Annotated in this window: 21 protein-coding genes; 10 read left to right on the top strand and 11 right to left on the bottom strand. The window is 72.6% G+C overall.

Annotation, left to right across the window (positions count from 1 at the left end; genetic code table 11):
* Positions 1 to 98: 98 nt before the first annotated feature.
* Positions 99 to 779: a hypothetical protein gene (locus ACSTA4_RS00825; protein WP_444962082.1), complete on the bottom strand. Its 681-nt coding sequence runs from the start codon at positions 777 to 779 to the stop codon at positions 99 to 101.
* Positions 780 to 873: 94 nt separating this feature from the next.
* On the opposite strand from ACSTA4_RS00825, the gene add reads away from it, so the two are divergent.
* Positions 874 to 1,932 carry an adenosine deaminase gene (gene add, locus ACSTA4_RS00830; RefSeq protein ID WP_444962083.1) on the top strand — a complete coding sequence of 353 codons (1,059 nt, stop codon included), beginning with the start codon at positions 874 to 876 and terminating at the stop codon, positions 1,930 to 1,932.
* Between the two features lie 274 nt (positions 1,933 to 2,206).
* Here add and ACSTA4_RS00835 read toward each other — a convergent pair whose 3' ends face one another.
* Positions 2,207 to 3,331, bottom strand: a complete 1,125-nt coding sequence (locus tag ACSTA4_RS00835) for a CapA family protein (RefSeq protein ID WP_444962084.1) — start codon at positions 3,329 to 3,331, stop codon at positions 2,207 to 2,209.
* 994 nt (positions 3,332 to 4,325) lie between these two features.
* Between ACSTA4_RS00835 and ACSTA4_RS00840 the strand changes: the two genes are divergently transcribed.
* The 3 genes from ACSTA4_RS00840 to ACSTA4_RS00850 all read left to right on the top strand — a co-directional run bounded on the left by ACSTA4_RS00840 (position 4,326) and on the right by ACSTA4_RS00850 (position 7,485).
* Positions 4,326 to 5,378, top strand: a complete 1,053-nt coding sequence (locus ACSTA4_RS00840; RefSeq protein WP_444962085.1) for a chaplin family protein — start codon at positions 4,326 to 4,328, stop codon at positions 5,376 to 5,378.
* Between the two features lie 202 nt (positions 5,379 to 5,580).
* Positions 5,581 to 6,528: an SURF1 family cytochrome oxidase biogenesis protein gene (locus ACSTA4_RS00845; RefSeq protein WP_444962086.1), complete on the top strand. Its 948-nt coding sequence runs from the start codon at positions 5,581 to 5,583 to the stop codon at positions 6,526 to 6,528.
* Between the two features lie 129 nt (positions 6,529 to 6,657).
* On the top strand, positions 6,658 to 7,485 hold the full coding sequence (locus ACSTA4_RS00850) for a class I SAM-dependent methyltransferase (protein WP_416027377.1): 828 nt from the start codon (positions 6,658 to 6,660) through the stop codon (positions 7,483 to 7,485).
* 51 nt (positions 7,486 to 7,536) lie between these two features.
* Here the strand turns inward: ACSTA4_RS00850 and ACSTA4_RS00855 are convergent, their stop codons facing one another.
* Together ACSTA4_RS00855 and ACSTA4_RS00860 are read right to left on the bottom strand one after the other, a co-directional pair.
* Entirely contained in the window at positions 7,537 to 8,085 is a 549-nt protein-coding gene (locus ACSTA4_RS00855) for an RNA 2'-phosphotransferase (protein ID WP_444962087.1), read from the bottom strand.
* 184 nt (positions 8,086 to 8,269) lie between these two features.
* Positions 8,270 to 8,899: a MerR family transcriptional regulator gene (locus tag ACSTA4_RS00860; RefSeq protein WP_444962088.1), complete on the bottom strand. Its 630-nt coding sequence runs from the start codon at positions 8,897 to 8,899 to the stop codon at positions 8,270 to 8,272.
* Between the two features lie 110 nt (positions 8,900 to 9,009).
* On the opposite strand from ACSTA4_RS00860, the gene ACSTA4_RS00865 reads away from it, so the two are divergent.
* The 4 genes from ACSTA4_RS00865 (at position 9,010) to ACSTA4_RS00880 (ending at position 11,979) form a co-directional block, all read left to right on the top strand.
* Positions 9,010 to 10,044 carry a hypothetical protein gene (locus ACSTA4_RS00865; protein WP_444962089.1) on the top strand — a complete coding sequence of 345 codons (1,035 nt, stop codon included), beginning with the start codon at positions 9,010 to 9,012 and terminating at the stop codon, positions 10,042 to 10,044.
* Between the two features lie 108 nt (positions 10,045 to 10,152).
* The gene (locus tag ACSTA4_RS00870) at positions 10,153 to 10,608 is read left to right on the top strand and encodes a GNAT family N-acetyltransferase (RefSeq protein WP_444962090.1); all 456 of its coding nucleotides are present in this window, start codon (positions 10,153 to 10,155) and stop codon (positions 10,606 to 10,608) included.
* Between the two features lie 111 nt (positions 10,609 to 10,719).
* Complete coding sequence (locus ACSTA4_RS00875; RefSeq protein WP_013156341.1) at positions 10,720 to 10,971, top strand: Smr/MutS family protein; 252 nt, start codon at positions 10,720 to 10,722, stop codon at positions 10,969 to 10,971.
* A gap of 210 nt (positions 10,972 to 11,181) precedes the next feature.
* Positions 11,182 to 11,979 carry a VOC family protein gene (locus ACSTA4_RS00880; RefSeq protein WP_444962091.1) on the top strand — a complete coding sequence of 266 codons (798 nt, stop codon included), beginning with the start codon at positions 11,182 to 11,184 and terminating at the stop codon, positions 11,977 to 11,979.
* Between the two features lie 64 nt (positions 11,980 to 12,043).
* On the opposite strand, the gene ACSTA4_RS00885 is transcribed toward ACSTA4_RS00880, so the two are convergent.
* The 3 genes from ACSTA4_RS00885 to ACSTA4_RS00895 form a co-directional block, all read right to left on the bottom strand.
* Complete coding sequence (locus ACSTA4_RS00885) at positions 12,044 to 13,615, bottom strand: long-chain-fatty-acid--CoA ligase (protein WP_444962092.1); 1,572 nt, start codon at positions 13,613 to 13,615, stop codon at positions 12,044 to 12,046.
* A gap of 133 nt (positions 13,616 to 13,748) precedes the next feature.
* Entirely contained in the window at positions 13,749 to 14,732 is a 984-nt protein-coding gene (locus ACSTA4_RS00890) for an amidohydrolase family protein (RefSeq protein WP_444962093.1), read from the bottom strand.
* Positions 14,733 to 14,777: 45 nt separating this feature from the next.
* Positions 14,778 to 15,617, bottom strand: a complete 840-nt coding sequence (locus ACSTA4_RS00895) for an EamA family transporter (RefSeq protein ID WP_444962094.1) — start codon at positions 15,615 to 15,617, stop codon at positions 14,778 to 14,780.
* A gap of 565 nt (positions 15,618 to 16,182) precedes the next feature.
* On the opposite strand from ACSTA4_RS00895, the gene ACSTA4_RS00900 reads away from it, so the two are divergent.
* Complete coding sequence (locus ACSTA4_RS00900; protein ID WP_444962095.1) at positions 16,183 to 16,479, top strand: DUF4287 domain-containing protein; 297 nt, start codon at positions 16,183 to 16,185, stop codon at positions 16,477 to 16,479.
* Between the two features lie 556 nt (positions 16,480 to 17,035).
* Positions 17,036 to 18,328 carry an MFS transporter gene (locus ACSTA4_RS00905; RefSeq protein WP_444962096.1) on the top strand — a complete coding sequence of 431 codons (1,293 nt, stop codon included), beginning with the start codon at positions 17,036 to 17,038 and terminating at the stop codon, positions 18,326 to 18,328.
* A 170-nt stretch (positions 18,329 to 18,498) separates the two neighbouring features.
* On the opposite strand, the gene ACSTA4_RS00910 is transcribed toward ACSTA4_RS00905, so the two are convergent.
* From ACSTA4_RS00910 to ACSTA4_RS00925, 4 genes are all read right to left on the bottom strand, one after another.
* A complete protein-coding gene (locus ACSTA4_RS00910) occupies positions 18,499 to 19,239 on the bottom strand; it encodes an anti-sigma factor (RefSeq protein ID WP_444962097.1) in 741 nt (246 codons plus the stop codon).
* Complete coding sequence (locus ACSTA4_RS00915; protein ID WP_248773016.1) at positions 19,236 to 19,847, bottom strand: sigma-70 family RNA polymerase sigma factor; 612 nt, start codon at positions 19,845 to 19,847, stop codon at positions 19,236 to 19,238. Before ACSTA4_RS00915 ends, ACSTA4_RS00910 begins: the two co-directional genes overlap by 4 nt.
* A 246-nt stretch (positions 19,848 to 20,093) precedes the next feature.
* Positions 20,094 to 20,744, bottom strand: coding sequence for a fasciclin domain-containing protein (locus tag ACSTA4_RS00920; RefSeq protein ID WP_444962098.1), 651 nt, complete (start codon positions 20,742 to 20,744; stop codon positions 20,094 to 20,096).
* 76 nt (positions 20,745 to 20,820) lie between these two features.
* The gene (locus ACSTA4_RS00925) at positions 20,821 to 22,464 is read right to left on the bottom strand and encodes a molybdopterin-dependent oxidoreductase (protein WP_444962099.1); all 1,644 of its coding nucleotides are present in this window, start codon (positions 22,462 to 22,464) and stop codon (positions 20,821 to 20,823) included.
* Positions 22,465 to 22,478 lie beyond the last annotated feature (14 nt).

A 22,478-nucleotide genomic window follows, 5' to 3' on the forward strand; every position in this document is an offset into this window, starting at 1 on the left:
CGCAGGGAACGGGACACCGTGCCGGGGGACGTGCCGGGCCGCCCCTTGGAGGGGGCGGTGCGTCGTGCGCGGAGTCGCCGGGGCGCGGTGAGCGGGTCCTAGGGGTGCCATCCTTCAGCGGCGTGGTGGTCGTAGGCCTGGCTCAACGCCTCGGCCCGGCGCCGTCTCCCGGCCGCGTCGGCTGGATGCCGCCATGCGGCCCACAGGCAGAAGACGGCGATGAGGGAGTGGACCATGACCTCGGGAACGGTCACCGGGGTAAGGCCCTCCACCACCAGGGTCCGGGCGGTCATGACCGCCACGCCCACCGAGGTCGCCGCCAGAAAGGCCTGCCAGGCCCGTGGAAAGCGCACGTCGACCTTGCGCGCCTCCTGGTCGGCCAGGATCCGGGCCAGCCAGTTGGTGCCGGGGTCGGGCCCCAGCATCCCGTCTGCCACCAGTCGTTCGGCCACCGCCACGCGTACCGGGTCGGCGTCGGCGGGGAGGGGGTTGCCGCGGACGAGCACGCGCGTCTCCCGGGCGGCGAGTTCACCGACGAGCGTGGTCACCCCGACGACCAGGATCAGCCCGACACCTGAGTAGGTCAGGAACTGCGCACGGGAGTCGGCGATTGCGCTGGCCGGGATCAGGCAGATCAGCCAGAGCAGGAGGAGGACGCTTCCGAAGACCAGGTAGGCGAAGAGGCGCGGCCTGTTCTGCGAGCGGATCATGTTGCGCGCACGGAACACGGCGGTGCCCGACGGCGGACGCGGAAACCTCGGCGGGGGCTGGGGGAGCACCCCCTCACCGTATCCGGGCCCGCTTCTGACGGACAGCTGTGAACTTGGCCTGCGAGGGCTTGGGGCGACCCCTCGGCACGCGTAACTTGTCGCCATGCACATCCACTCCACGCCTCCCGACGTCGAGGCGCTCGTCCGCGACCTGCCCAAGGTGGAACTCCACGTCCACCTCGAAGGGTCGATGCCCGCCGACACCCTGTTCGACCTCGCCCGCAGGCACGGCGTCACCGACGTCCCCGACACCCTGGAGGCGCTCCGGGACTGGTACGTCTTCACCGACTTCCCGCACTTCGTCGAGGTCTACCTCGCCTCGGTCGCGACCCTGCGCGAGGAACAGGACTTCGCACTCCTGGCCTCGGCGGTCGCCGAACGCCTGGCCGCGCAGAACGTGCGCTACGCCGAGATGCACGTCAGCCTCTACACCCACCTGATGCGCGGGGTGCCCGCCCGCGTGGTCTTCGACGGCATCGAGGAGGCCCGCCGCGCGGCCGAGAGCCGGCACGGCATCCAGTTGCGGTGGATCCCCGACTTCCCCGCCGACTTCGGACTGGAGAGCGCGGAGGCCACCGTGGAGGCGGTCCTGCGCGACGCGCCGCCCAGTGTCGTCGGCTTCGGCGTCGGCGGCGTGGAGACCCCGTTGGAGCAGTACGCCGGGGTGTTCGGCAGGGCCCGGGCCGCCGGGCTGGCCAGCCTGCCGCACGCCGGTGAGCACGGCGGCCCCGAGCGGGTGCGCGAGGCCCTGGACGCGCTCGGCGCCGAGCGGATCGGCCACGGCATCGACTCCATGCGCGACGAGGCGCTGGTCGGCCGCCTGGCGGAGGGGCGCATCCCGGTGGACGTCAGCCCCACCTCCAACGTGTGCACCCGCGCCGTGGCCGAGCTGGGCGACCACCCGCTGCCCCGCATGCTGGAGGCCGGTTTGCTGGTCACCCTCAACACCGACGACCCGACCATGTTCGGCACCGACCTGAACAACGAGTACCGCGCCGCGCACGCGCTGGGGCTGGACGCCGCCGACCTGGTCGGGCTCGCCGCGAACGGCGTGCACGCCTCCTATCTGGGCGCGGCCCGCCGCCACGCGCTGCTGGCGGAGATCGGAGAGGTCGCCGCCCGCCACGGCGTCGACCCGGCCAAGGTCGCGGCGCTGCGCTAGCGTCCCGGCCGGAACGGTCGCCGGTGTGGCGGTCGGGTGCGTGAACGGCCGCCGCGGTCCTAGGTCGTGTTCCTCGGATCATTTCGGTCCCGCCCGTCGCCCTCCACCACCCTCAACGGAGAGCCTTCGGCTCCGGTACTTCCGCGAGCACCGGGCTGCCTCTCGCTGCGCCGGTTTCGCTTGAGAAGCCAACCAGGCTGATCTGCGCGAACCGTCTTGCGAGAGATTGCCCGGACGGCCGCTCGCTGATCCGAAAGCCTCCGCGGAACACTCCCTAGGCGGGCGAGTCGGCCAGCGGCAGCCCGCACTGGGCGCGCATGTCCACCCAGGTCCGCGCGGCCTGTGCGGCGGCCTCGCCCTCGTAGGGGACGGGGACGCCGCCCCGGATCCGCGCCGGGGCCCAGTCCGACCGGACCACGCTGCCCTGGTCGAAGGTGAGGGTGAGCACGCCCGTCTCGGCGGTGGGGCCCTCGAAGTTGTAGAAGACGAAGTTGCCCAGGCCGTAGTGCACGTACGAGTCGCCCAGGAACCCGCCCGGGGACAGCACGTGCGCGTGGCCGCCCACGACGGCGGACGCGCCCGCGTCGACCAGCTCCTGGGCCAGGGTAGGGGCGTGCGGGAGCGGGCAGTGCGAGCCCTCCAGGCCCCAGTGCAGGAAGACCACCACGTTGTCGTGTTCCGCGGCGGCCTCCGAGACGGCGGTGAGCAGCCGCTGCTTCGTCTCGCCCTTGGTGGAGGCCAGGCCGGGCTTGCCCTCGCCCGCCGTCCACTCCGCCATGAGGTGGTCGTCCATGACGTCGGTGGCGCCGAACAGGGCGACGCTCTGGCCGTTGACCTCGGCGACGTGGGGCGTGTACGCCTCCTCCGCGTCGCGCCCGGCGCCGACCAGCGCCACGGGCGAGGCCTCGCCGTTCGCGAGGGTGTCGGCCAGCCCGTCCACGCCGTAGTCCATGCCGTGGTTGTTGGCGACGGTGGCCACGTCCACCCCGGCGGCGTCCAGGGCCTCCAGGGCGGTGGCGGGCGCGCGGAACGCGTACGCCTTGTCCGGGGCCGGGGTGCCGCCCTCGGTGACCGCGGTCTCCAGGTTGACCATGGCCAGGTCGGCGGCCGAGAGCTGCTGCGCGATCGGCGCGAGCGCGGTCCGCGGGTCGGCCAGGGCCGGTTCGAGCATGCCCTCGAACATCACGTCACCGCCGAAGGCGACGGTGAAGGGTTCCGGGGCCCCGGGTTCCGTGCCGGGCGACGGGGAGGCCGTGCCCTCGCCGGTGGGGGCGGTCGCGTCCTCGGACCGGTCCGGAGCCTCGTCGCCCGGGGAACAGGCGCTGGGAAGGAGGGCGAGGGCCAGTGCCGCGGCGCCGACCGCGGTGCGCGCGCGGGGGCGCGGGGATACGGGTTGCATGCATGCTCCAGAGGGGCGGGGGAAACGGGGCATGTCCTGATAATTGGGACGCACATCACACGCTTCCGGTTGGCCTTCGTGGCTGGAGGGATCCGGTTTCCTCGTTCCGTCACCGGCGATGACCACGGGTGTTCGCGCCCTTACCACAGGGGCGCGGTCGCCGAGCCCGGGTGTCGGCGGTGTCGACGGTCGGTCGGGTTCAGGGTAGGTGCGCGTGACCAGCGCTTTCGCTGTGTTTGTCCAGTTCAGGGGCCTGTCGGTCCCTGGAGTCCCTGGGGTTGAGGGGGTTCGCGCGCCCTGGTGACGAACGGCACGCACGTCTTCCGGCGGTCGCGGTCCGGGAGCGCGCGTCCTCGGCGGGCTCGTCCCCGGTTGGCGCGGACGCGGCGGCAGCGGTTCCGGTGGTCGCGGTTCCGGCGGTCGCGCCCTCCGGACGGCACGGCGCCCCGGCCGGATTCCGTGGGCTTTCCCCTCTTCTCCGGATTTTCGCCCACAAAGGAATTATCCGTGCACGGGAGAGGAAATCTGGCATAGGGTTTCGGGCGCCCGGGGGCGGCTCGGATGCGAATCTTCGAAGTTGCTTAGTAGGTTCGGATCTGGGGTTTACCGGGAAAATTTTATTTTCCGCTGGCAACCCAGAGTGGGTGTTTATAAGCACAGGGTAGTCAAAAGGGTGTGTTTTGAGCTGTGCTTATCACTCCATGTGTCTAATGCATTGCTGGCTGTACTTATACTGGGGAAGTGTATTTTCCGAAAACGCCTGCGAGCCTTCGACGGCTTGCTAACGTTTCGGTCCGTCGGCGGTTCCGCGAGCTTTCGAACCGCGACTTCACACACGCGGGTCACCCCGCCGCCACGCAGCCTTCCCTGCTGGCGGACCCGCCCCGCCGTGGACAGCCGGACCCGTGAGACGACACGGGCACCGGTCCTGTCGCGGGCCAGCGCCGCAACGGCGCGATCCCCAAGCCGTATCCGTGAAAGGTCACCTCCGCACATGCGCAACACACTCCGTTACTCCTTCGCCACCGTCATGACCGCCGGACTGGTCGTGGCGCCCGTCGCGGCGGCCTTCGCCGACACCACCACCAGCGGCTCCGGCGGGATCGGCAGCGGGAACCAGATCGTCGTGCCCGTGGACGTCGAGGCCGAGCTGTGCGGCAACTCGATCGCGATCCTCGGTATCTCCAGCGCCACGTGCACCCAGGTCTCCGAGGTCCTCTACGAGGCCAGCGGTCAGGGCGGGGCCGCCACGGACGGCTCCGGCGGTGTGGCCAGCGGCAACCAGATCATCGTTCCCGTGGACGCCGCCATCGACGCCTGCGGCAACTCGGTCGCGGTCGGCGGCATCAGCCAGGCCGAGTGCGTCGAGGTGGTCGAGGTCCTGGAGGAGGAGAGCGCCGACGCGCCCACCACCAGGACCGACGGCTCCGGCGGTGTGGCCAGCGGCAACCAGATCATCGTTCCCGTGGACGCCGCCATCGACATCTGCGGCAACTCGGTGGCCATCCTGGGCGGCTCCAGCGCCAAGTGCACCACCATCATCAACATCATCCAGGCCTCCCCCGAGAACGAGGGCGCCCCCGACACCGCCACCAGCGGCGCGGGCGGGATCGGCAGCGGCAACCAGGTCGTGGTCCCGGTGGACGCGGCCGTCGACATCTGCGGCAACGCCGTGTCCGTGCTCGGCCTGGCCGAGGGCTCCTGCATGGAGATCATCTCCGAGGAGGAGAAGCCGGAGGAGCCCGGCGAGGAGAAGCCCGAGGAGCCCGGCCAGCCCGAGGAGGAGAAGCCGGAGGAGGAGAAGCCCGAGGAGCCGGGTGAGGAGCAGCCCGAGGTGCCCCGCGAGGAGGACAAGGGCGAGGACGAGGGCGACTCCAGCACCGGCGAGGAGCCGACCGGGCCCCAGGCCGACGAGCAGCTCCCCGTGACCGGTGGCGCCCTGGCCGGCCTGGTCGCCGCGGGCGTCGCCGCGGTCGGCGCGGGCGGCGCCGGGCTGTACTTCGCCCGCAAGCGCAAGGCCGCCGCCGTGACCGGCGACGACGAGTAGCACGGTCGGAGGACTCGGGTCCACTGACCACACGCGGGGCCGCCGGTGACCGGCGGCCCCGTCCTCGTGCGGACCTCCGTACGGGTGCGGCGGTCGGCCCCGACCGGGGCGGCGGGTCCGGTCAGGCGGGACGGGGGCCGCGCGGTGCGTGGAGGCGAGGGGCGGTGCGAGGCGGCCGGAGGAGTCTCATAACCTCGAAGACGTGCTCAAAGTCCTGTTCTCGCAACGCATGCTGGCCTTCCACGCGCTGGTGCTGGTGCTGGTGCCCAGCTTCGTCTGGCTGGGCTTCTGGCAGCTGGACCGGGCCGGGCAGCGCGGCGCGGCGGTCGACCTCCAGCAGTCCAACCTCGCCGCCGACCCCGTGCCGGTGGCCGAGCTGTCCCGTGTCGGCGAGGACGTCGACCCCGACGACCGCTGGCGCACCGTCGAGGCCACCGGTACCTGGGACACCGAGCACGAGATCCTGCTGCGCAACCGCGACGGCTCCGGGGGCGTGGGCTTCCACGTGCTGACCCCGCTGGTCACCGAGGAGGGGACCGCGGTCCTGGTCAACCGCGGATGGGTCGAGCGCGGCGAGACCGCCCTCGACCAGCCGGAGGTGCCGCCCGCGCAGGAGGGCTCCGTGGAGGTGGCCGGGCGCCTGCACTACTCCGAGACCGAGGAGAACACCGGGCTGCGCAACCGCGACGACCTGCCCGAGGGGCAGCTGATGATGGTCGACGTGGACCGGATCGCCGCGGACCTGCCCTACCCCGTCTACGGCGGGTACGTCGACCTGACCCGGCAGGACCCGATGCCGGAGGCGGCGCCCGAACCGGTCGTCCTGCACGAGGAGGACGCGGGGATGAGCGCGTCCTACGCCGTGCAGTGGTGGGTGTTCGCCGTCGTCGCCGTCGGCGGATGGGTGTTCCTCGTCCGCCGCGAGATCCGGGACGCCCGAGAGGCCGAAGCGGGGGAGTCCGGTGCGACCCCGGAGGTCGCAGGGGCTGCGGAGACCGCCGAGTCCACTGAGACCGGTGTGAGCGCCGAGGCCACGGAGCCTGCCGAATCCGCCGAGGCCGTGGGGCCCAGCCGGAGTTCCGAGGGGCCCGCTGAGTCCGGAGAGGACTCCGGCGCGACCGCGGGCAGGGGCGGGTCCGGGACCGCCTGACACGGGGGCGCGTCCGTCGCGCCCGCGGGCTTCTGTCCGCGGGGTCCGGTCGCGGGGCGCCCGGCCGCCCGGTCCCCGTACACGCGCCGCGGCCCCGTGCACGCGCGCCTTTCTGGGAGGCTTGGCCCCATGAACGATGACGGCTATCCGGATCCCGGGCGCGTGGCGCGCCGCGCCGTGGACGCCGAGGAGAGCGCCCGCGCCGGACGCCGGTGGTGGGACGGCGCGGCCGACGCCTACCAGGCCGAGCACGGGGGCTTCCTCGGCGACGCCGGGTTCGTGTGGTGTCCGGAGGGCCTGACCGAGGCCGAGGCGCGCCTGCTCGGCGACCCGGAGGACCTCCTGCGGGCCCGGGTGCTGGAGGTGGGCTGCGGCGCGGGCCAGTGCGGGCGGTGGCTGCGCGCCCAGGGGGTGCGCGAGGTGGTCGGGTTCGACCTGTCCTTCCGCCAGCTCCAGCATGCGCGCAGGATCGACGAGGGGACCGGGCACGCGCTCGCGGCCGTGCAGGCCGACGCCCAGCGGCTGCCGTTCGCCGACGCCTCCTTCGACGTCGTGTTCTCCTCGTTCGGGGCCTTCCCGTTCGTGCCCTCGGCCGACGACGCCCTGGCCGAGGCCGCGCGGGTGCTCGGGCCAGGAGGGCGGCTGGTGTTCTCGGTGACCCACCCGGTCCGGTGGAGCTTTCCGGACGACCCCGGGGAGGACGGGTTCACCGTGAACCAGTCCTACTTCGACCGCCGCGCCTACGTGGAGGAGGATGACGGCGGGAACGCGGTCTACGTGGAGCACCACCACACGGTGGGCGACTGGGTGCGCGGGATCGCCCGCGCGGGCCTGGTGCTGCGGGACGTGGTCGAACCGGAGTGGCCCGAGGGGCTGGACCGGGTGTGGGGCGGTTGGGGGCCGGTGCGCGGCCGGATGATCCCCGGCACCGCGATCTTCTCGGCGGACCGGCCCTGAACCCGGCAGGGAACGGGGGTGGCGGCGCCCCGGCACTTCGCCGCTCCGGCCCTAGACGGGTTCGCCGAGGTACTCCGGGGGCACGGCGGGCACCAGCCACACCCCGTTGCCGGTGACCCGGAAGACGTGGCCGTCGCCGTGCATGCGTCCGGAGGCGACGGTGAGGACCACCGGTACGCCGCGCCGGGCGCCCACCCGGCGGGCGGTCCCGGCGTCGGGGGACAGGTGGACGTCGTGCCGCCGCATCGGTCGCAGCCCCTCAGCGGTGATGGCGGGCAGGAGTCGGCCCACGGTGCCGTGGTAGAGCAGGGCGGGTGGCGTGCTCGGCTCCAGCCCCAGGTCGACGTGGACGGAGTGGCCCTGCTGAGCGCGGATGCGGGCGCCGTCCGGACTCAGGACGAAGCGCTTCTTGTCGTTGGTGTCGACGACCTCCTGGAGGGCCGCGCGGCTGAGGCGCACTCCAGCCCTCCCGCAGCCCGCGAGGAGTTCGTCCACCCCGACCCAGCCCTGCGGGTCGAGCCGCACCCCCGCGCGGGCGGGGTCGTGGCGGAGCACGCGCGCCAGGAACCTGGAGGCGCGTACGAGTTCTCTCCGGTTCATGGTCGCGATGATCCCCGCCGGGCCTCCGGCGGGTCCAGGGTTTTTCGGTCGGGTACCGGGGCGGCGTCCGGATGCCCGAATCTCTGCGGTGACCGGGTGATCCGACCCCCGGGCGTGCCGGTGCACCGTGACGGGACGGTACGCGGAGCCTTCGAGGCGCTGCTGTAGCACCGGACCCGCCCGCTCAGCAGTCGCCGGTCGCCCTTCCCGACCTGCGGGCGGACTCGTCGGCCTGCGCGAGCCTGCGCAGGACGGCCAGCAGGGTGTCGCCCAGGACGGTGCGCACCACGGCGCTCTCCAGGATCGCGTCGGTCTCGCCGATGTCCTCCAGGACGTCGAGGTCCACCCGTGCCGCCTGTTCCGCAGCCGCCGCGTAGCCCTCGAACTCGGCGTCGCCGAGCGGGTGGCCCGCACTCCGGTAGGCGGCGACCACCCCGGCCAGGTCGGTGACGGCCCGTTCGCCGGAGTGGACGTGCCAGCCCAGGCGTTCGACCAGGGCCCGTACCCGCTCCAGGTCCTCCTCCGCACCCTCGAACCCCTGTGCGGCCGGGGTGAGGTCCCTCAGGGCGCGGCCGAGGAGTTCGTGGGTGGTGGGCTCGGGAGCGTCCACGTGGGCGATGATCTCGCGGACGGCGGCGATGGACAGCCCGCCCACGTCGGTCAGGGCGCGCACCAGGCGCAGCCGGCGCAGGTGTTCCTCGCCGTATCTGGCCTGGTTGCGGCCGGTGCGCTCGCCCCGGGGAAGCAGGCCCTCCCGCAGGTAGTACTTCACCGTCGGCACCGGGGTGTCCGACCGCTCACTCAACTCGGCCATGCGCATGGGCCCGCCCTCGCTCTCGTCTCACGTCCCTTGCGGTGTCCACCTTATTTGGATACTACTAGTATCCGTAGTGGATAGCCGCAGTATCCAGATAGAGGAACACCATGGACACCCCCTCACCCTCCCCCGTCCGTTCCCGGACCGGTCTCCTCCGCCGGGCCCTCCCGACCGCGCTGGGCCGACACCGCCCCCTCGCGGCCACCACCGCCCTGTGCCTGGCCCTCCTGGCCGTGGCCGCGGTCGGTCTCCTCCTGGACGACCGCGTCGTGCACGGCGACCCGGTCTGGCTCAAGCCCGCCAAGTTCGCCGTGTCCATCGGGGTGTACAACGTCACCCTGGCCTGGCTGCTGTCGCTGCTCACCCGGTGGCGGCGCACCGGCTGGTGGCTGGGCACGGTCACGGCGGCCATGCTCGCCGGGGAACTCGTCGCGATCGTGATCCAGGCCGTGCGCGGCGAAGCCAGCCACTTCAACTACGCGACGCCGTTCGACTCGGCCGTCTACAACGCCATGGCCGCCATGGTCGTCGCCGTGTGGGTCGCCAACCTCGCCATCGGCGTCCTGCTGCTCACGCAGCGGCTCGACGACCGCTCCACCACCTGGGCGCTCCGGATCGGTATCGCGATCGGGCTCGTGGGCATGGGCCTGGCCTACCTGATGACCTCCCCCACCGCGGAACAGATGACCACCATGCGGGATGGAGGTGTCGCCGAGGTCATCGGCGCGCACACGGTCGGATACGCGGACGGCGGACCCGGGCTTCCGCTCGTGGGCTGGAGCACCGTAGCGGGTGACCTGCGCGTGCCGCACTTCGTCGGCCTGCACGGGCTCCAGGTGATGGCCCTGCTCGCACTGGCGCTGACCTCGTGGCGGGGGCGCCACCCGCGCCTGGCGTCGGACACGCTCCGGCTCCGGGTGGTCGCCGTGGTGGGCGCCTCCTACACCGCCCTGGTCGCCCTGACCACCTGGCAGGCGCTGCGCGGCCAGGCGGTCGTGCGCCCCGACGCCCTCACCCTCGCCGTCGCCGGGGCGCTGGCGGCGGCCACTCTGCTCGGGCTGTGGTGGGCGCTCCGGCGGAGGAGGGAGGAGCGGGGCGAGCCGAGCGCGCCGGTTCCGGAGCGGGGGTCCGGCCGCCCCTGAGCGGTGCCCCGCATCCGGAGCGGACGGGTCCGCGGAAGGGGTTCGCGGACCTGTCGGCGGGTATTCCGGGCCCGGAACACCCCTCCGACGACGACCAGGAGCCCCCGCGTGACCGACGCCCGTGTCCGGACCGCCCTTCCCTCCGACCACCCGCGCATCCTGGCGGTCTGCGACGACTGGTGGGGTCGCCCCGTGGCGCACATCCTCCCCCGGCTCTTCCTCGACCACTTCCACACCACCAGCCTCATCGCCGAGGCGGAGGGGGAGCTGGCGGGCTTCCTGATCGGCTTCCCCTCGCCGTCCGTGCCCGAGGAGGCGTACGTGCACTTCGCCGGGGTGGCCCCGGGGCACCGCAGGACAGGGCTCGCGAACGGGCTGTACCGGCGCTTCACGGACGGGGCGCGGGAGCGCGGGTGCACGGTCGTGCGCGCGGTCACCTCCCCCGCCAACGAGCGCTCGATCGCCTTCCACCGCGCCCACGGCTTCACCGTCACCGGACCGCACGCCGACTACGAGGGGCCGGGCGTGGACCGGATGGTCTTCACCCTGTGCCTCGGAGAGTGACAGGGGACGCGCGGACACAGGTCCCGGGCGCCGGGGGGAGGGCCGCGCCGCGGCCCCGGCGCGCGGCCCCGCGCCGCGTATGATCCGGCTACCGGACGCGGAGGAGGCACGGTGCGGCTCAAACTCGACCTGCACGACATCTTCAACAAGGGACGGGACATCGACCGGGCCCTCAACGACATCATGGACGAGGCCGAGCGCACGGGCGCCAAGAGCATCGAGATCATCCCCGGCAAGGGGTCCGGTCAGCTCAAGAAGCGGGTGCTGCGCTTCCTCGACCGCAAGGACGTCAAGGCCCGCTACCACCGGGTCGAGAAGGACTCCAAGAACTTCGGGCGCCTGTTCGTGCACTTCAGGCACTGAGCGCGTCCGTGCCTCGGTCGGCAGCGGGTCGGCGCGGGCGGAGCCGCCGGACCCGCGCGACCCCGTACCCTGCGGCGGGCGCGTCGCGTGCCGTCCGCGGGCTGGCCCGGCAACGGCGAGTTGTGTGAGTCTTTGCCCCTCCGATCCCCGAAACCTCCCTCACCAGGGAAGGAACCGAAGGGTGGTGTGCCGTCACGGAGAGGGACAGCGATGATCAGTACGGATTTCACACCCGGGTCGCCCTGCTGGGTCGAGGTGTCCTCACCCGATGTCGAGGCCTCGACAGCCTTCTACGGGCACGTGTTCGGCTGGAGCTCCGAGACGCACATCCGGCAGCTGGAGGGCTACAAGTTCCTGTGCGGTGAGGGGCTTCCCGCGGCGGGCGTCAGCCCGGTCATGGGGGAGAGCGACCGCCCCTCCTGGACCGTGTACTTCGCCGACTCCGACATCGAGGACACCATCACACGTGTGGAGCGGCTGGGCGGCACCCTCCTGGTGGAGCCGTTCGACATCTTCGATCTGGGCCGTCAGGCGCTGTTCCGCGACCCCCAGGGCGCCTCCTTCGGCGTCTGGCGGGGGGAGATGTACCTCGGCCTGGTGGGACGGGTCAACAGCCTCTGCTGGGTGGAGCTGCGGACCACCGACGCGCGCGGCGCGGCCGAGTTCTACACCGGGGTCTTCAAGTGGGACCTCAGCCCGTTCGACCCGTCCCTCGGCGGGGAGGAGGTCGGCGGGTACACGGTCCTGCGCCCCGCGGGAACCGGTGACGAGCGCACCCACGGGGGCATCCTGCAGGCGGGACCCGGGCACGGGGGCCGGTTCGGCGGGGAGGAGGACTGGCACCCGGTGTTCGCGGTGGCCGACTGCGACGCCGTCGCGCGCAGGGTCGTGTCCGCGGGCGGACGCGTGCACGCGGAGCCGGAGAACATCCCGGGTGTGGGGCGCCGCATGGTCTGCTCCGACCCCTTCCAGGCCGGGTTCGTCCTGCTCAACTGGCCGCCCGGGTGATCCGGACGCCGCCCGGCCGGGGCCCGCGTCCTCCGTGGGCGCGGGCCCCGGCCGGACCCGGCGGCTACTGCCGCGACACCGCGGACGCGCCCCCGCGCAGCACGAACTTCTGGATCTTGCCGGTGGCCGTCTTGGGGAGCTGCTCCACGAACTCCACCCGCGTGGGCGCCTTGAAGTGCGCCAGGTTGTCGCGGGCGAAGGCGATCAGCTCCTCCTCCGTGGCCGCGGCGCCCTCGCGCAGCACCACGGACGCCTTCGGCGTCTCGCCCCAGCGCTCGTGCGGCACGCCCACGACGGCCGCCTCCAGCACGGCCGGGTGCCGCAGCAGGACCCCCTCCACCTCGACGGAGGAGATGTTCTCCCCGCCGGAGATGATGACGTCCTTGATCCGGTCCTGGATCTCCACGTACCCGTCCGGGTGGGTGACCGCCGCGTCGCCGGTGTGGAACCAGCCGTCGCCCATGGCCTTCTGGGTGGCCTCCGGGTCGTTGTAGTAGCCCTTCATCACCACGTTCCCGCGCACGGTGATCTCCCCGACCGTCGTGCCGTCCCAGGGCACCTCGACGCCGTCGGCGTCCACCACCCGCAGCTCGCCGGAGGTGATCAGCTCGACCCCCTGGCGTGCCTTGACGGCGGCGCGGTCGCGCGGGGACAGGCCGCCGTGCTCGGCTCGCGGCTCGCACACGGTGATGAACGGCGTGGTCTCGGTAAGCCCGTAGACATGGGTGACGGTCCATCCGAAACCGTCCTCCAGGCGCTCGATGGTGTCGGCGGCGGGGGAGGCCCCGGCCGTCACCACGTGCACGCCGGACGGGACCCCGCCGCGTACCTCCTCGGGGGCGTTCGACAGCATGATCAGCACGGTGGGGGCCGCGCACAGCCAGGTGACCCCCTCGGAGCGGATCAGCTCGTACACGGCGGCCGGGTCCATCGCGGGCAGGCACACGTGGGTGGCGGCCGCGGCGGTCACCGTCCACGTGTAGGTCCAGCCGTTGGCGTGGAACATCGGCAGCGTCCACAGGTACCGGTCGTCGATGCCGATCCGCAGGTGCAGCAGGGTGCCCACCGAGTTCATGTACGCGTTGCGGTGGGTGATCATCACGCCCTTGGGCCGGGCCGTGGTGCCGCTCGTGTAGTTGATGGTCAACAAGTCGGTCTCACCGATCTCGGGGCGGACGTAGTCCGCCGCGGCCTGCGCGACGAGGGTCTCGTAGTCCTCCCAGCCCGGACGCGCCCCCTCCAGGGCGACGAACCGCTCCACGCCCGGCATCTGGTCGCGGACGCCGTCCACGGCGTCGAGCTGGTCGGCGTGCACGCACAGGACACGTGCCCCGGAGTGGTTGACGATGTAGACGAAGTCGTCCGCCGACAGCCGGAAGTTGACCGGTACCAGCACCGCGCCGAGCTGCGGCACGGCGTAGAAGGACTCCAGCTGGGCGTGGGTGTTGGGGGAGATGTAGGCGACGCGGTCGCCCTTGGACACCCCCATGCCCTGGAGGGCGGAGGACCAGCGGTCGCAGCGGTCGAAGAACTCCTCGTAGGTGAGCCGGAGGCCACGGTCCACCACCGCCTCGCGCCGGGGGTGCAGTCTTCGGGTGCGGCGGGCGAACTCCAGGGGAGTCAGGGCGAGTTCCATGGTGCCGGGGTGCCTTTCCGCGTCGGTGATGGTGGGCGGTGGTCGGGGCGGAGGCCGAAGGCGGTCGCCCCACGACCACCATCACCGGACGGTCGTCGGCTGTCCAGCGTCGGGCGCCGGAAGTCGGCGGCCCTCAGAGTCCGAACAGCCGGGCGGCGTTGCCGTACAGCACTCCCCGAAGCCAGTCGTCACCCAGACCGAGCCAGGCGAGGGCCTCGATCTGTTCGAGATAGGGGTACGGGATGTTCGGGAAGTCCGTGCCGAACAGGATCCGGTCCGCGACACCCTTCAGGCGGGGCACCTCCCCGTCGGGGAAGGGCGCCCAGTCCTTGGAGAACTCGGTGAACACCATCGTGGTGTCCAGGTGGACGCGCTCGTGGTGCTCGGCCAGGTCCAGGAACGCGCGGTAGTCGGGAGCCCCGGCGTGGGCGATGACCGCGGTGAGCCCGGGGTGGGCGCGCAGGGTCTCGGCGAAGGGTTCGGGGCCGGTGAAGGGGCCCGCCTCCGGGCTCGAACCGCAGTGGATCACCACGGGCGTGCCCGCGTCCGCGATCAGCCCCCACACGTCGGCCAGCAGCGGGTCGCGCGGGTCGTAGCGGCCGACCTGGAGGTGGGCCTTGAACACGCGGGTACCCGCTTCCAACGCCGCGGCCACGTAGTCGCGGGCCTCCGGCTCGGGGTAGAAGGTGGCGCTGCGCAGGCAGTCGGGGTTGCGGTCGGCGAAGTCGCCCGCCCAGTCGTTGAGCCAGGCGGCCATGCCGGGGCGGTGCGGATAGGAGAGGGCGGTGAAGTGCCGCACCCCGAAGCCCCGGAGCAGGGACAGGCGTTCGTCCTCGTCGAAGCGGTAGGTGATCGGCCACAGGCCGCCGAGGGCGTCGAAGTGGGCCCACACCTTGCGCAGCACGTTGTCGGGCATGAAGTGGGTGTGGACGTCGATGAGTCCGGGGAGCCCCAGGCCCTGCCAGACCGCACGTACGGCGGCGGACTCGGGCCCGTGTTCGTGCGCGGTATCCGTCGTGCGGGAGGACCCGGGATCGGTTCCGGCGGCGGTGTCGGAACGGGTTTCGGTGCCGGTGTCCGTTGCGGCGGACCCGGAGAAGGACGAGGCTCGTGTCACGCCGGAAACGATACGGGTAAGCGCTGGTCAGAGTCATGAAGACGCTCAGAAAGCCAGGAGGATTACTCCGGTCACGACGATGACGGACGCGGCGACCCGCACCGGGCCGAACCGCTCCCCGAACAGCAGCGCGCCCAGCACCGCGGCGAAGACGATGCTCGTCTCGCGCAGCGCGGCGATGCCCGCGACCGCGCCGGTCAGCTGCGCCCACAGCACGAGCCCGTAGGCGACCGCGCTGACCACGCCGCCCAGGACTCCGAACTTCCAGACCGGCTTGAGCTGGCGGGGGAGCGCGCCGCGGCGGGTGAAAACCGCCACCACGAGGAACACCGGTCCTTGAAGGATCATGAGCCACGTGATGTAGCCCAGCGGGTCCTGGGTGAGGCGGACCCCGTGGGCGTCGACCACGGTGTAGACGGCGATGCTGACGCCGGTGGCGAAGGCCGCCAGCAGCGCCGGGAGCTGTGCGCGGGAGGGGCGGCCGCCCGCGAACACCAGCGTCGTCAGCCCGGCGGAGACGACCAGGACCCCGGCCAGGTCGGACGGGGGCATCGACTCGCCGAGCAGGAGGATGCCGGTCAGGGCGACCACCCACGGCGCCGTGCCGCGTGCCATCGGGTACACCTGGCCGAACTCGCCGGTCCGGTAGGAGAGCATCAGCAGGCTCATGTACAGCAGGTGGGTGGCGAGGGATGCGAGCAGGACCGGCCAGGCCTCGCGCGGAGGCGGCCCCACGACCGGGAGCAGGGGGAGGGCGGCGAGCATTCCGCCGAGGCCGATCAGGGCGAACCCGAGCAGGCGGTCGGTGATGGAGTGGGCGATCGCGTTCCAGCCCGCGTGCAGCAGCGCCGCGAGCAGGACCACGGCCACGACCCACGGCGTCACGGGGTGGAGGCGGGGGATGGGGAAGGGGCAGGGGGCGGGGAGGAGGCCCGGCAGCGCGGGGGCGGAGGAGGCGGGCCCGGGGGAGGTGGCCGGTGGAGCGAGCGCGGAGGGAACGGGCTTGGGGAAGGCATCCGGTGGAGCGAGCGCGGAGGAGGCGGGGGCGAGGAAGACTTCTGGCGGAGCGCGGGCCGAGTGAGCGGGGCTGGAGAGGGCGTCGGGGGTGGAAGGGGCATCCGGCAAGGCTAGGAGGTCGTCCACAGGCCGGGGAGCGCGGGGTGGCGCCGGGATCGCGGCGGGCATATCTGTCATGGGGGACGTGTTCCACGGCGCGGAGGCCGGGGATCCCCATCAACAGCATGCCTCTCCCGGGAGCCGTCCACCACCCCGCTGCCGCGCCTGTGGACAACCCTCCTGCCCGCTGTCACGCCTGCGGACAACCCCCGCCTGAGCCCGCGCGCTCCGGCTCCTGCGGCGCGGCTGGGGCCGCCTCGGCGGTCGGTGCCGCTGCCGCCGGAATGTCGCAGGCACGTGTGAGTATCGGGGCCTGCCCAGTCGAGGAGGCCCCATGTCGTTCCAGGCTTATCTGGATACCGTCGAGGACAAGACCGGTCTGACCCCGCGCACGCTGGTCGACCGTGCCAAGGAGAAGGGCTACGACGACCCTTCGGTCAAGGCGGGCACCATCGTCCAGTGGCTGGCCGAGGACTACGGGCTGGGCCGCGGCCACGCGATGGCCCTGGTCCACGTCATCAAGAAGGGCCCGCAGATCAGCGCCAAGCACGTGGGCACCACCGGTTCCCACCGGGACGCCTCCACCGAGCTCTGGCTCGACGGCAAGGCGACCAGACCGCAGACGGTCTGAGACCGCGCGCCCCTGCCCGGCGGGGATTCGGTCGGCATCCGCCGGTCCCCGCGCGCCCGGACGCCGCCGAGACCCCGTCCGGCCGCGCGGACCCCGGAACCGCCCCGGCCGAAAGCCCTCCCGTGGCCGCATTCGGCCACCTCAGGCCCGTGCACCGCGACGGCCTTACGCGCCCTTACCCGCCGTCGGCGCTGGCAGCCGTTCCCCGCTCCCTTTCACCCCAGGAAAATCACCTTTCACGCGGAACCCGACGCGTTTCGCTTCCCACTCCTGCCACGTGTCAGCCCACCCCGGCTCGTACCGGCGCGGAATCCGCGTTCGCACTGTCCAGGGCACATGCGAGGGCGGGAATGCAGTCACACGAGCCCCAACCCACCCTTGCGTGACACGGGGACTACACCACTCCCGGAGTGGATTTTCCCGCTGATCTCTACCGTGTGCAGTACAGAACCAACAAAGCTCACTAATGCGGGCAATGCGCGCATAATTACGAAATGAGAACCACACCCCTCGAAAGGTCCGCCGCGCGGGCCCGCGGACGGGGCAGACGATCGCGATGACGGCGGAACAGGACCGCCCGTCCCGACCCGCCGGCCAGAGCCCGCCGGTCCCCGGCGCGGAGCGGTTCGTCCCCCTCGCCCGCAACCGCGACTTCCAGGTGCTCTGGACCAGCCGGTTCCTCGCGGGGCTGGGCAAGGAGAGCGGAGAGGTCGCCTACCCCCTCCTCGCCCTCCTCCTCGCGGAATCGGCGGCGCAGGCGGGCGTCATCGGAGCGGCCCAGGTCACTACGGCCATGGTCGCCGCCGTCCTCGGCGGTTCGCTCGCCGACCGGACCAACCGCCGCACGGTGCTGCTGTGCTGCGACCTCGGACGGCTCGCGCTGCTCTCCCTCTTCACCGTTCTCCTGCTCACCGGGAACGTCACGTTCACCGTCATCGTGGGTGTCGCGGTCGGCTCCGCCGCGCTGATGGGCGTCTCCAACCCCGTCGCGATGGCCTCCGTCAAGCAGTTGGTCCCGGCCTCGCAGATGGCCGAGGCCTCCGCCCAGAACCAGATCCGCCTCTTCAGCACCACCGCCCTCGGCGGACCCTTCGCCGGAACCCTGTTCGGAGTGGGCCGGGCCTTCCCCTTCGCCGCCGAGGCCCTCGCCTACCTGGTGTCGGCGGCCCTGGTGCTGCTCATCCGCCGCCCCATGCAGACCCACCCGCCCGACGTGCGCGAACCGTGGACCCTGCGCGAGGCGGTCAGCGGCTTCGCCGTGCTGGCCAGGCACCCGATCCTGCGGCCGATGATCTCGTGGATCGTCGGGTTCAACCTCACCTTCACCCAGACGGGCGCCTTCCTGGCCCTCATCGCCACCGCCCAGAGCCAGGGCGCCAGCCACCTCCAGACCGGGCTGACCGTCTCCCTGGCCGGGTCCGGCGGCCTGCTCGGCGCGCTCTGCGCCGGGGCGGTCGTCAGGTGGGTGCGGCCCTCGGCCATCTTCCTCACGGCGGCCTGGGCCGCCCCGGTGTGCGCGCTGGGGCTGCTGTTCGCGCCCAACGTGATGTTCCTCGGGGTGCTGGTGGGCTGCGTGTTCGCCATCGTGCCCTGCGTGAACGCCGTGTTCTACGGCTACGTCGCCGCGTCGGTCAGCGACCGCTACCAGGGCCGCGTCCTGGGCGCCGTCACGTTCATGGCGCTGGTGTCGCAGCCGGTGGGCATCCTCGGTATCGGGGTGATCTTCGACCACGCCGGACCCGCCTGGGTCTTCCTGACGATGGCGCTGGTCTCGGCGCTCGCCGCCCTGTTCAGCCTCTCCCCCGTCATGCGCGACCTGCCCCGGCCCGAGGAGGTGGCCGTGGCCTGACCGCGGCCCCGCCCCCCGAAGGGGCCGAGCGGTCGGGCCACGGCCGGTCAGGTGCCGCACCGCCGCCCGGGTGACGGGGGGCGGCCCGGCCAGGGGACCGGTCATCGGCCGTCCGACGACCGGCGTGAAACCGGTCGCCGCCCGGCCGGGGGCCGGACGGCGACCGGCCCTCAGCCCTCGAAGGGCATCGCCATCAGCGGATCGGAGGTGGGCTGCTCGGAGCCGCCCTCGGGCTCGACGGTGACGGCCACGCCCCCGGTGGCCTCGTCCTGCGGCGCGGCCAGCACCGGGAGCACGAAGCCCGACTCGTCCACGGAGAGCACCCCGGCCGAGTAGACGCTGCCGTCGTCACGGGTCAGCCAGAGCTGGTAGTCCTCGTCCTCCAGCCGCTCCAGGCCGTGGGCGCTGAACACGAGCCGCCCGCTGCTCTCGGAGTGCACCACGGTCACGGACACGCCCTCCATGGGCTCGGCCGTGGTGTAGTCGGCGTTCGGGTCGGAGAGCACCGCCGCGATCTGCCGCTCGTTCTCCCGCAGGTCCCGCACCTGGCGCACCTGGTCGATGACGACAGCGCCCAGCGCGACCATGACCGCCAGGCAGGCGGCCAGCACCAGTCCCAGGCCCCGGGACCAGCGGCCCCGGCGCGGCGCCGGCAGGCGTTCGGGAGCGGGTGCGAGCTGGCGGGTGCGCGCCACCTCCTCCAGTACGCGCCCGCGCAGTTCGGCGGGCGGCGTACCGGCGGCCGCGGTGCCCAGGAGCGCGACGGTCTCGGTGAAACCGCGCGTCTCCTGCACACAGGAGTCGCATTCGGCCAGGTGGTCCTCGAACCGCACGCTCTCACTCGGGGACAGGGCGCCCAGGGCGTAGGCTCCCGAGAGGATGTGCGGGTCCTGGCCCAGTGTCCTCCTCACCACTCCACCCCCAAGCAGTCCCGTAGCCGGATCAGACCGTCGCGCATCCGCGTCTTCACGGTGCCCAACGGCGTCGAAAGCAGGCGGGCCACCTCACGATAGGTGTATCCGCCGTAGTAGGCCAGACGCACGGACTGGCCCTGGAGTTCGGTCAGCGTGTCCAGACAGCGGCGCACCCGCTCGCGTTCCAGACGGTTCGTGGCCTCCTCGGCCACCTCGTCGTAGGGACGCTGCGTGTTCGCCGCCGCCACCCTGGCCTCGCGGTCGGTGGCGGCCTGCTCGGAGCGCACCCGGTCCACCGCCCGGCGGTGCGCGAGCGTCATCACCCAGGCCTGGGGGCTGCCGCGCCGCTCGTCGTAACGGCAGGCGGTGCGCCACACCTCCACCATCACCTCCTGGGCGACCTCCTCGGACTGGGCGGGGTCGCGCAGCACACGACGGACCAGCCCGTACACCGACGGGATGACCAGGTCGTACACCTCGCCGAACGCGCTCTCATCACCCCGGGCCACCTGGCGGAGCAGTTCCGTGAGCCGCTGGGCAGGCGGAACCGGCGGCTCCGCCTCCGACCCGCGGGGGCCCCGGGGTATCGCGGCGTGCTCGTCCATCCGCTCCTCTTCCTGGTGGTCCTGCGTAGCTCGCCCCGTCAGTGCGCTGGCGGGCCCGGGTGTGTCCCGAAGGACCCCGACCCCTCCAGAGTCGCACGTCAGCCGTACCGTTCGGCTGTTCTCGCGCAGTGCGCCCGTCGGGGCCCCGTGGAGTCCACGGAGCCCCGTGCGCCCTCGGGGACGCTGGCGGCCCCGGACGGCCCGGCCTCAACGCTCGGACCGCCCGGGGAGCGCACCGTGCCGGAGTTACTCGGCGGGCATCAGCACGCCGTCGATGATGTACACCGTGGCGTTGGCGGTCTGCACGTTGCCGCAGATGACGGACGCCTCGCCGTTCACCGTGAACTCCTCGCCGGAGCCCTCGGTGGTGACCTCGCCGCCCTGGAGCGAGGTGAACGTGCCGTCCTCCAGGTCGGCCGGGGTCTGGCGGCCCTCGACCACGTGGTAGGTCAGCACCTCGGTGAGCTGCTCCTGGTCGGCCAGCAGCGCGTCGAGGTCCTCCTGCGGGATCGCCTCGAAGGCAGGGTTGGCCGGGGCGAAGACCGTGATGTCCTCGGCCGAGTTGAGCGTGTCCACCAGGTCCGCCTCGGTCACGGCCGTCACCAGCGTGGACAGCACCGGGTTGTTGGACGCGGCGGTGGCGACCGGGTCGTCCGCCATGCCCTCGAAGCTGCCCTCGCCGTCGGCGGGCACCTCGGCGCAGCCGGAACCGAAGTTCTCGCCCGCCATCTCGGTGGTGCCCTCCTCGCCGCCCATGTCGCCGCTCTCGGTCTCGCTCGCGGTGGGCGTCTCCTCGGCGGCCTCCTCCTCGCCGCCCATGTCGCCGCCGCAGGCGGTCAGACCGAAGGCGAGCGCGGCAGCGGCGGCCGTGATGGTGAGGCTGCTCTTGCGGATCATTGTTTTCTCCTTCAACTTGGTTAACTTCTGTTTGCTCACGTCACCGACTTGCGCCGGTGTTGGTCGAGGGGTGCGTCTACTCGGCGGTGAACCGGATGCTGTGCCAGCCGGTGGCGCCGTCGGGCACGGGATCCACCCGTTCGGCGGACTGGGTGGCCCCGGTGGCGTCGGTGGCCCGGACCTCCACGGAGTGCTGGCCGGGTTCGACGGTGGTCTCGGCCACCCACTGGACCCAGGTGTCGATGCCGGGGACCGCGGCGAGTTCGGCTTGCTGCCACTCGCCTCCGTCCACCCGCACCTCCACGGCGTCGACCCCGCGGTGCTGCGCCCAGGCCACTCCGGCCAGGACGACCTCTCCGGCGTCCACCCGGCTCAGGGGCGCGGGCACGTCCACGCGGGACATGGTCTTGATGGGGGCGCGCACCGCCCAGCCGCGCTGCGCCCAGTAGGCCTGCTCGTCGGCGAAGCGGGTCAGCTTGATGTCGGTGACCCACTTGGTGGCGCTGACGAACCCGTAGAGGCCGGGGACGACCATGCGCGCCGGGTAGCCGTGCGCCTGGGGGAGGGGCTCCCCGTTCATGCCCACGGCCAGGAGCGCGTCGCGCCCGTCCATGACGACCTCGGTCGGCGTGCCGCAGGTCCAGCCGTCGTCGGAGGTGCTGAGGATCTGGTCGGCACCGGACCGCACGCCCGCGCGCCGCAGCAGGTCGGCCAGGGGGAAGCCCAACCAGCGGCTGTTGCCCGCGAGGTCGCCGCCGACCTGGTTCGACACGCAGGTCATGGTGATGTCGGCCTCGACGAGCTCCTCGGCGAGCAGTTCGTCCATGTCGATCTCGAAGGGGCGGTCCACCATCCCGTGCACCCTCAGCGTCCACCGGGTGGAGTCCAGACGGGGGACGGTGAGGGCGGTGTCGATCCGGTAGAACTCCCGGTTGGGCGTGGTGAAGGGTGTCAGCCCCGGAACGCCCAGTTCGGTCGCGGCGGGCAGCGGCGGCAGCGGGTTCGCCGCCGGGGGAAGGGCGAGGGCGGAGCGTGAGCCCGCACCATCGCCGAGGGTCGGCAGCAGGCGCCCGAGGGCACCGGCGGTGCCGGACACGGCCAGGACGCCCGCCGCGGTCAGCACGAAACCGCGTCTGCCCGGGCCCCGGTCCGGTCCGGCAGCGGGAGGAGGAGGAGCCTCCTCCGCGTCCGCCGGTGTCCTCGGATCACCCATCCCTTGTGGTCCGGAGTCCGCTTCGGGCCGGAGCGTCCCGCGCGCGCCGCGCACCAGGAGCGCCAGGGCCAGGGCCCCCGCCACCGCCCCGACGAGCACGGGCACCGGGGCGCCCGGGTCGTCGGAGCGGTGCGGAAGCACGGCGGCCAGCCCGACCGCGGTGAACACCGCCAACCCCGTGTACCCGACGACGGGCCGCCGGAGCGACGCCGTGCCGAGTACGGCCCCGACACCCAGGAGAACGGCGATGATCCCGGCCACGAGCACGACCTTGTCGGCTCTGCCCAGCAGATCGATCGCCGCCTCCACCAGGGAGGGCGGTGTGATGTCGACGACCGTGTCGCCGACGGCGATCACCGGAGACACGGTGCGGAGCAGTCCTGCGGCCAGCTCGGCGGTGCCCAGCGAGGCGCCGACCGTGAGCAGCCCCACGACTGATCCGACGACGACCCGTCGCCTGTCGCGTGGCGGGGTGTTCCCGCGTGTCTCGGTGGTCACGTCGGTCATTCGGGGCCGAGGCG

The organism is Nocardiopsis sp. M1B1, from assembly GCF_052466615.1.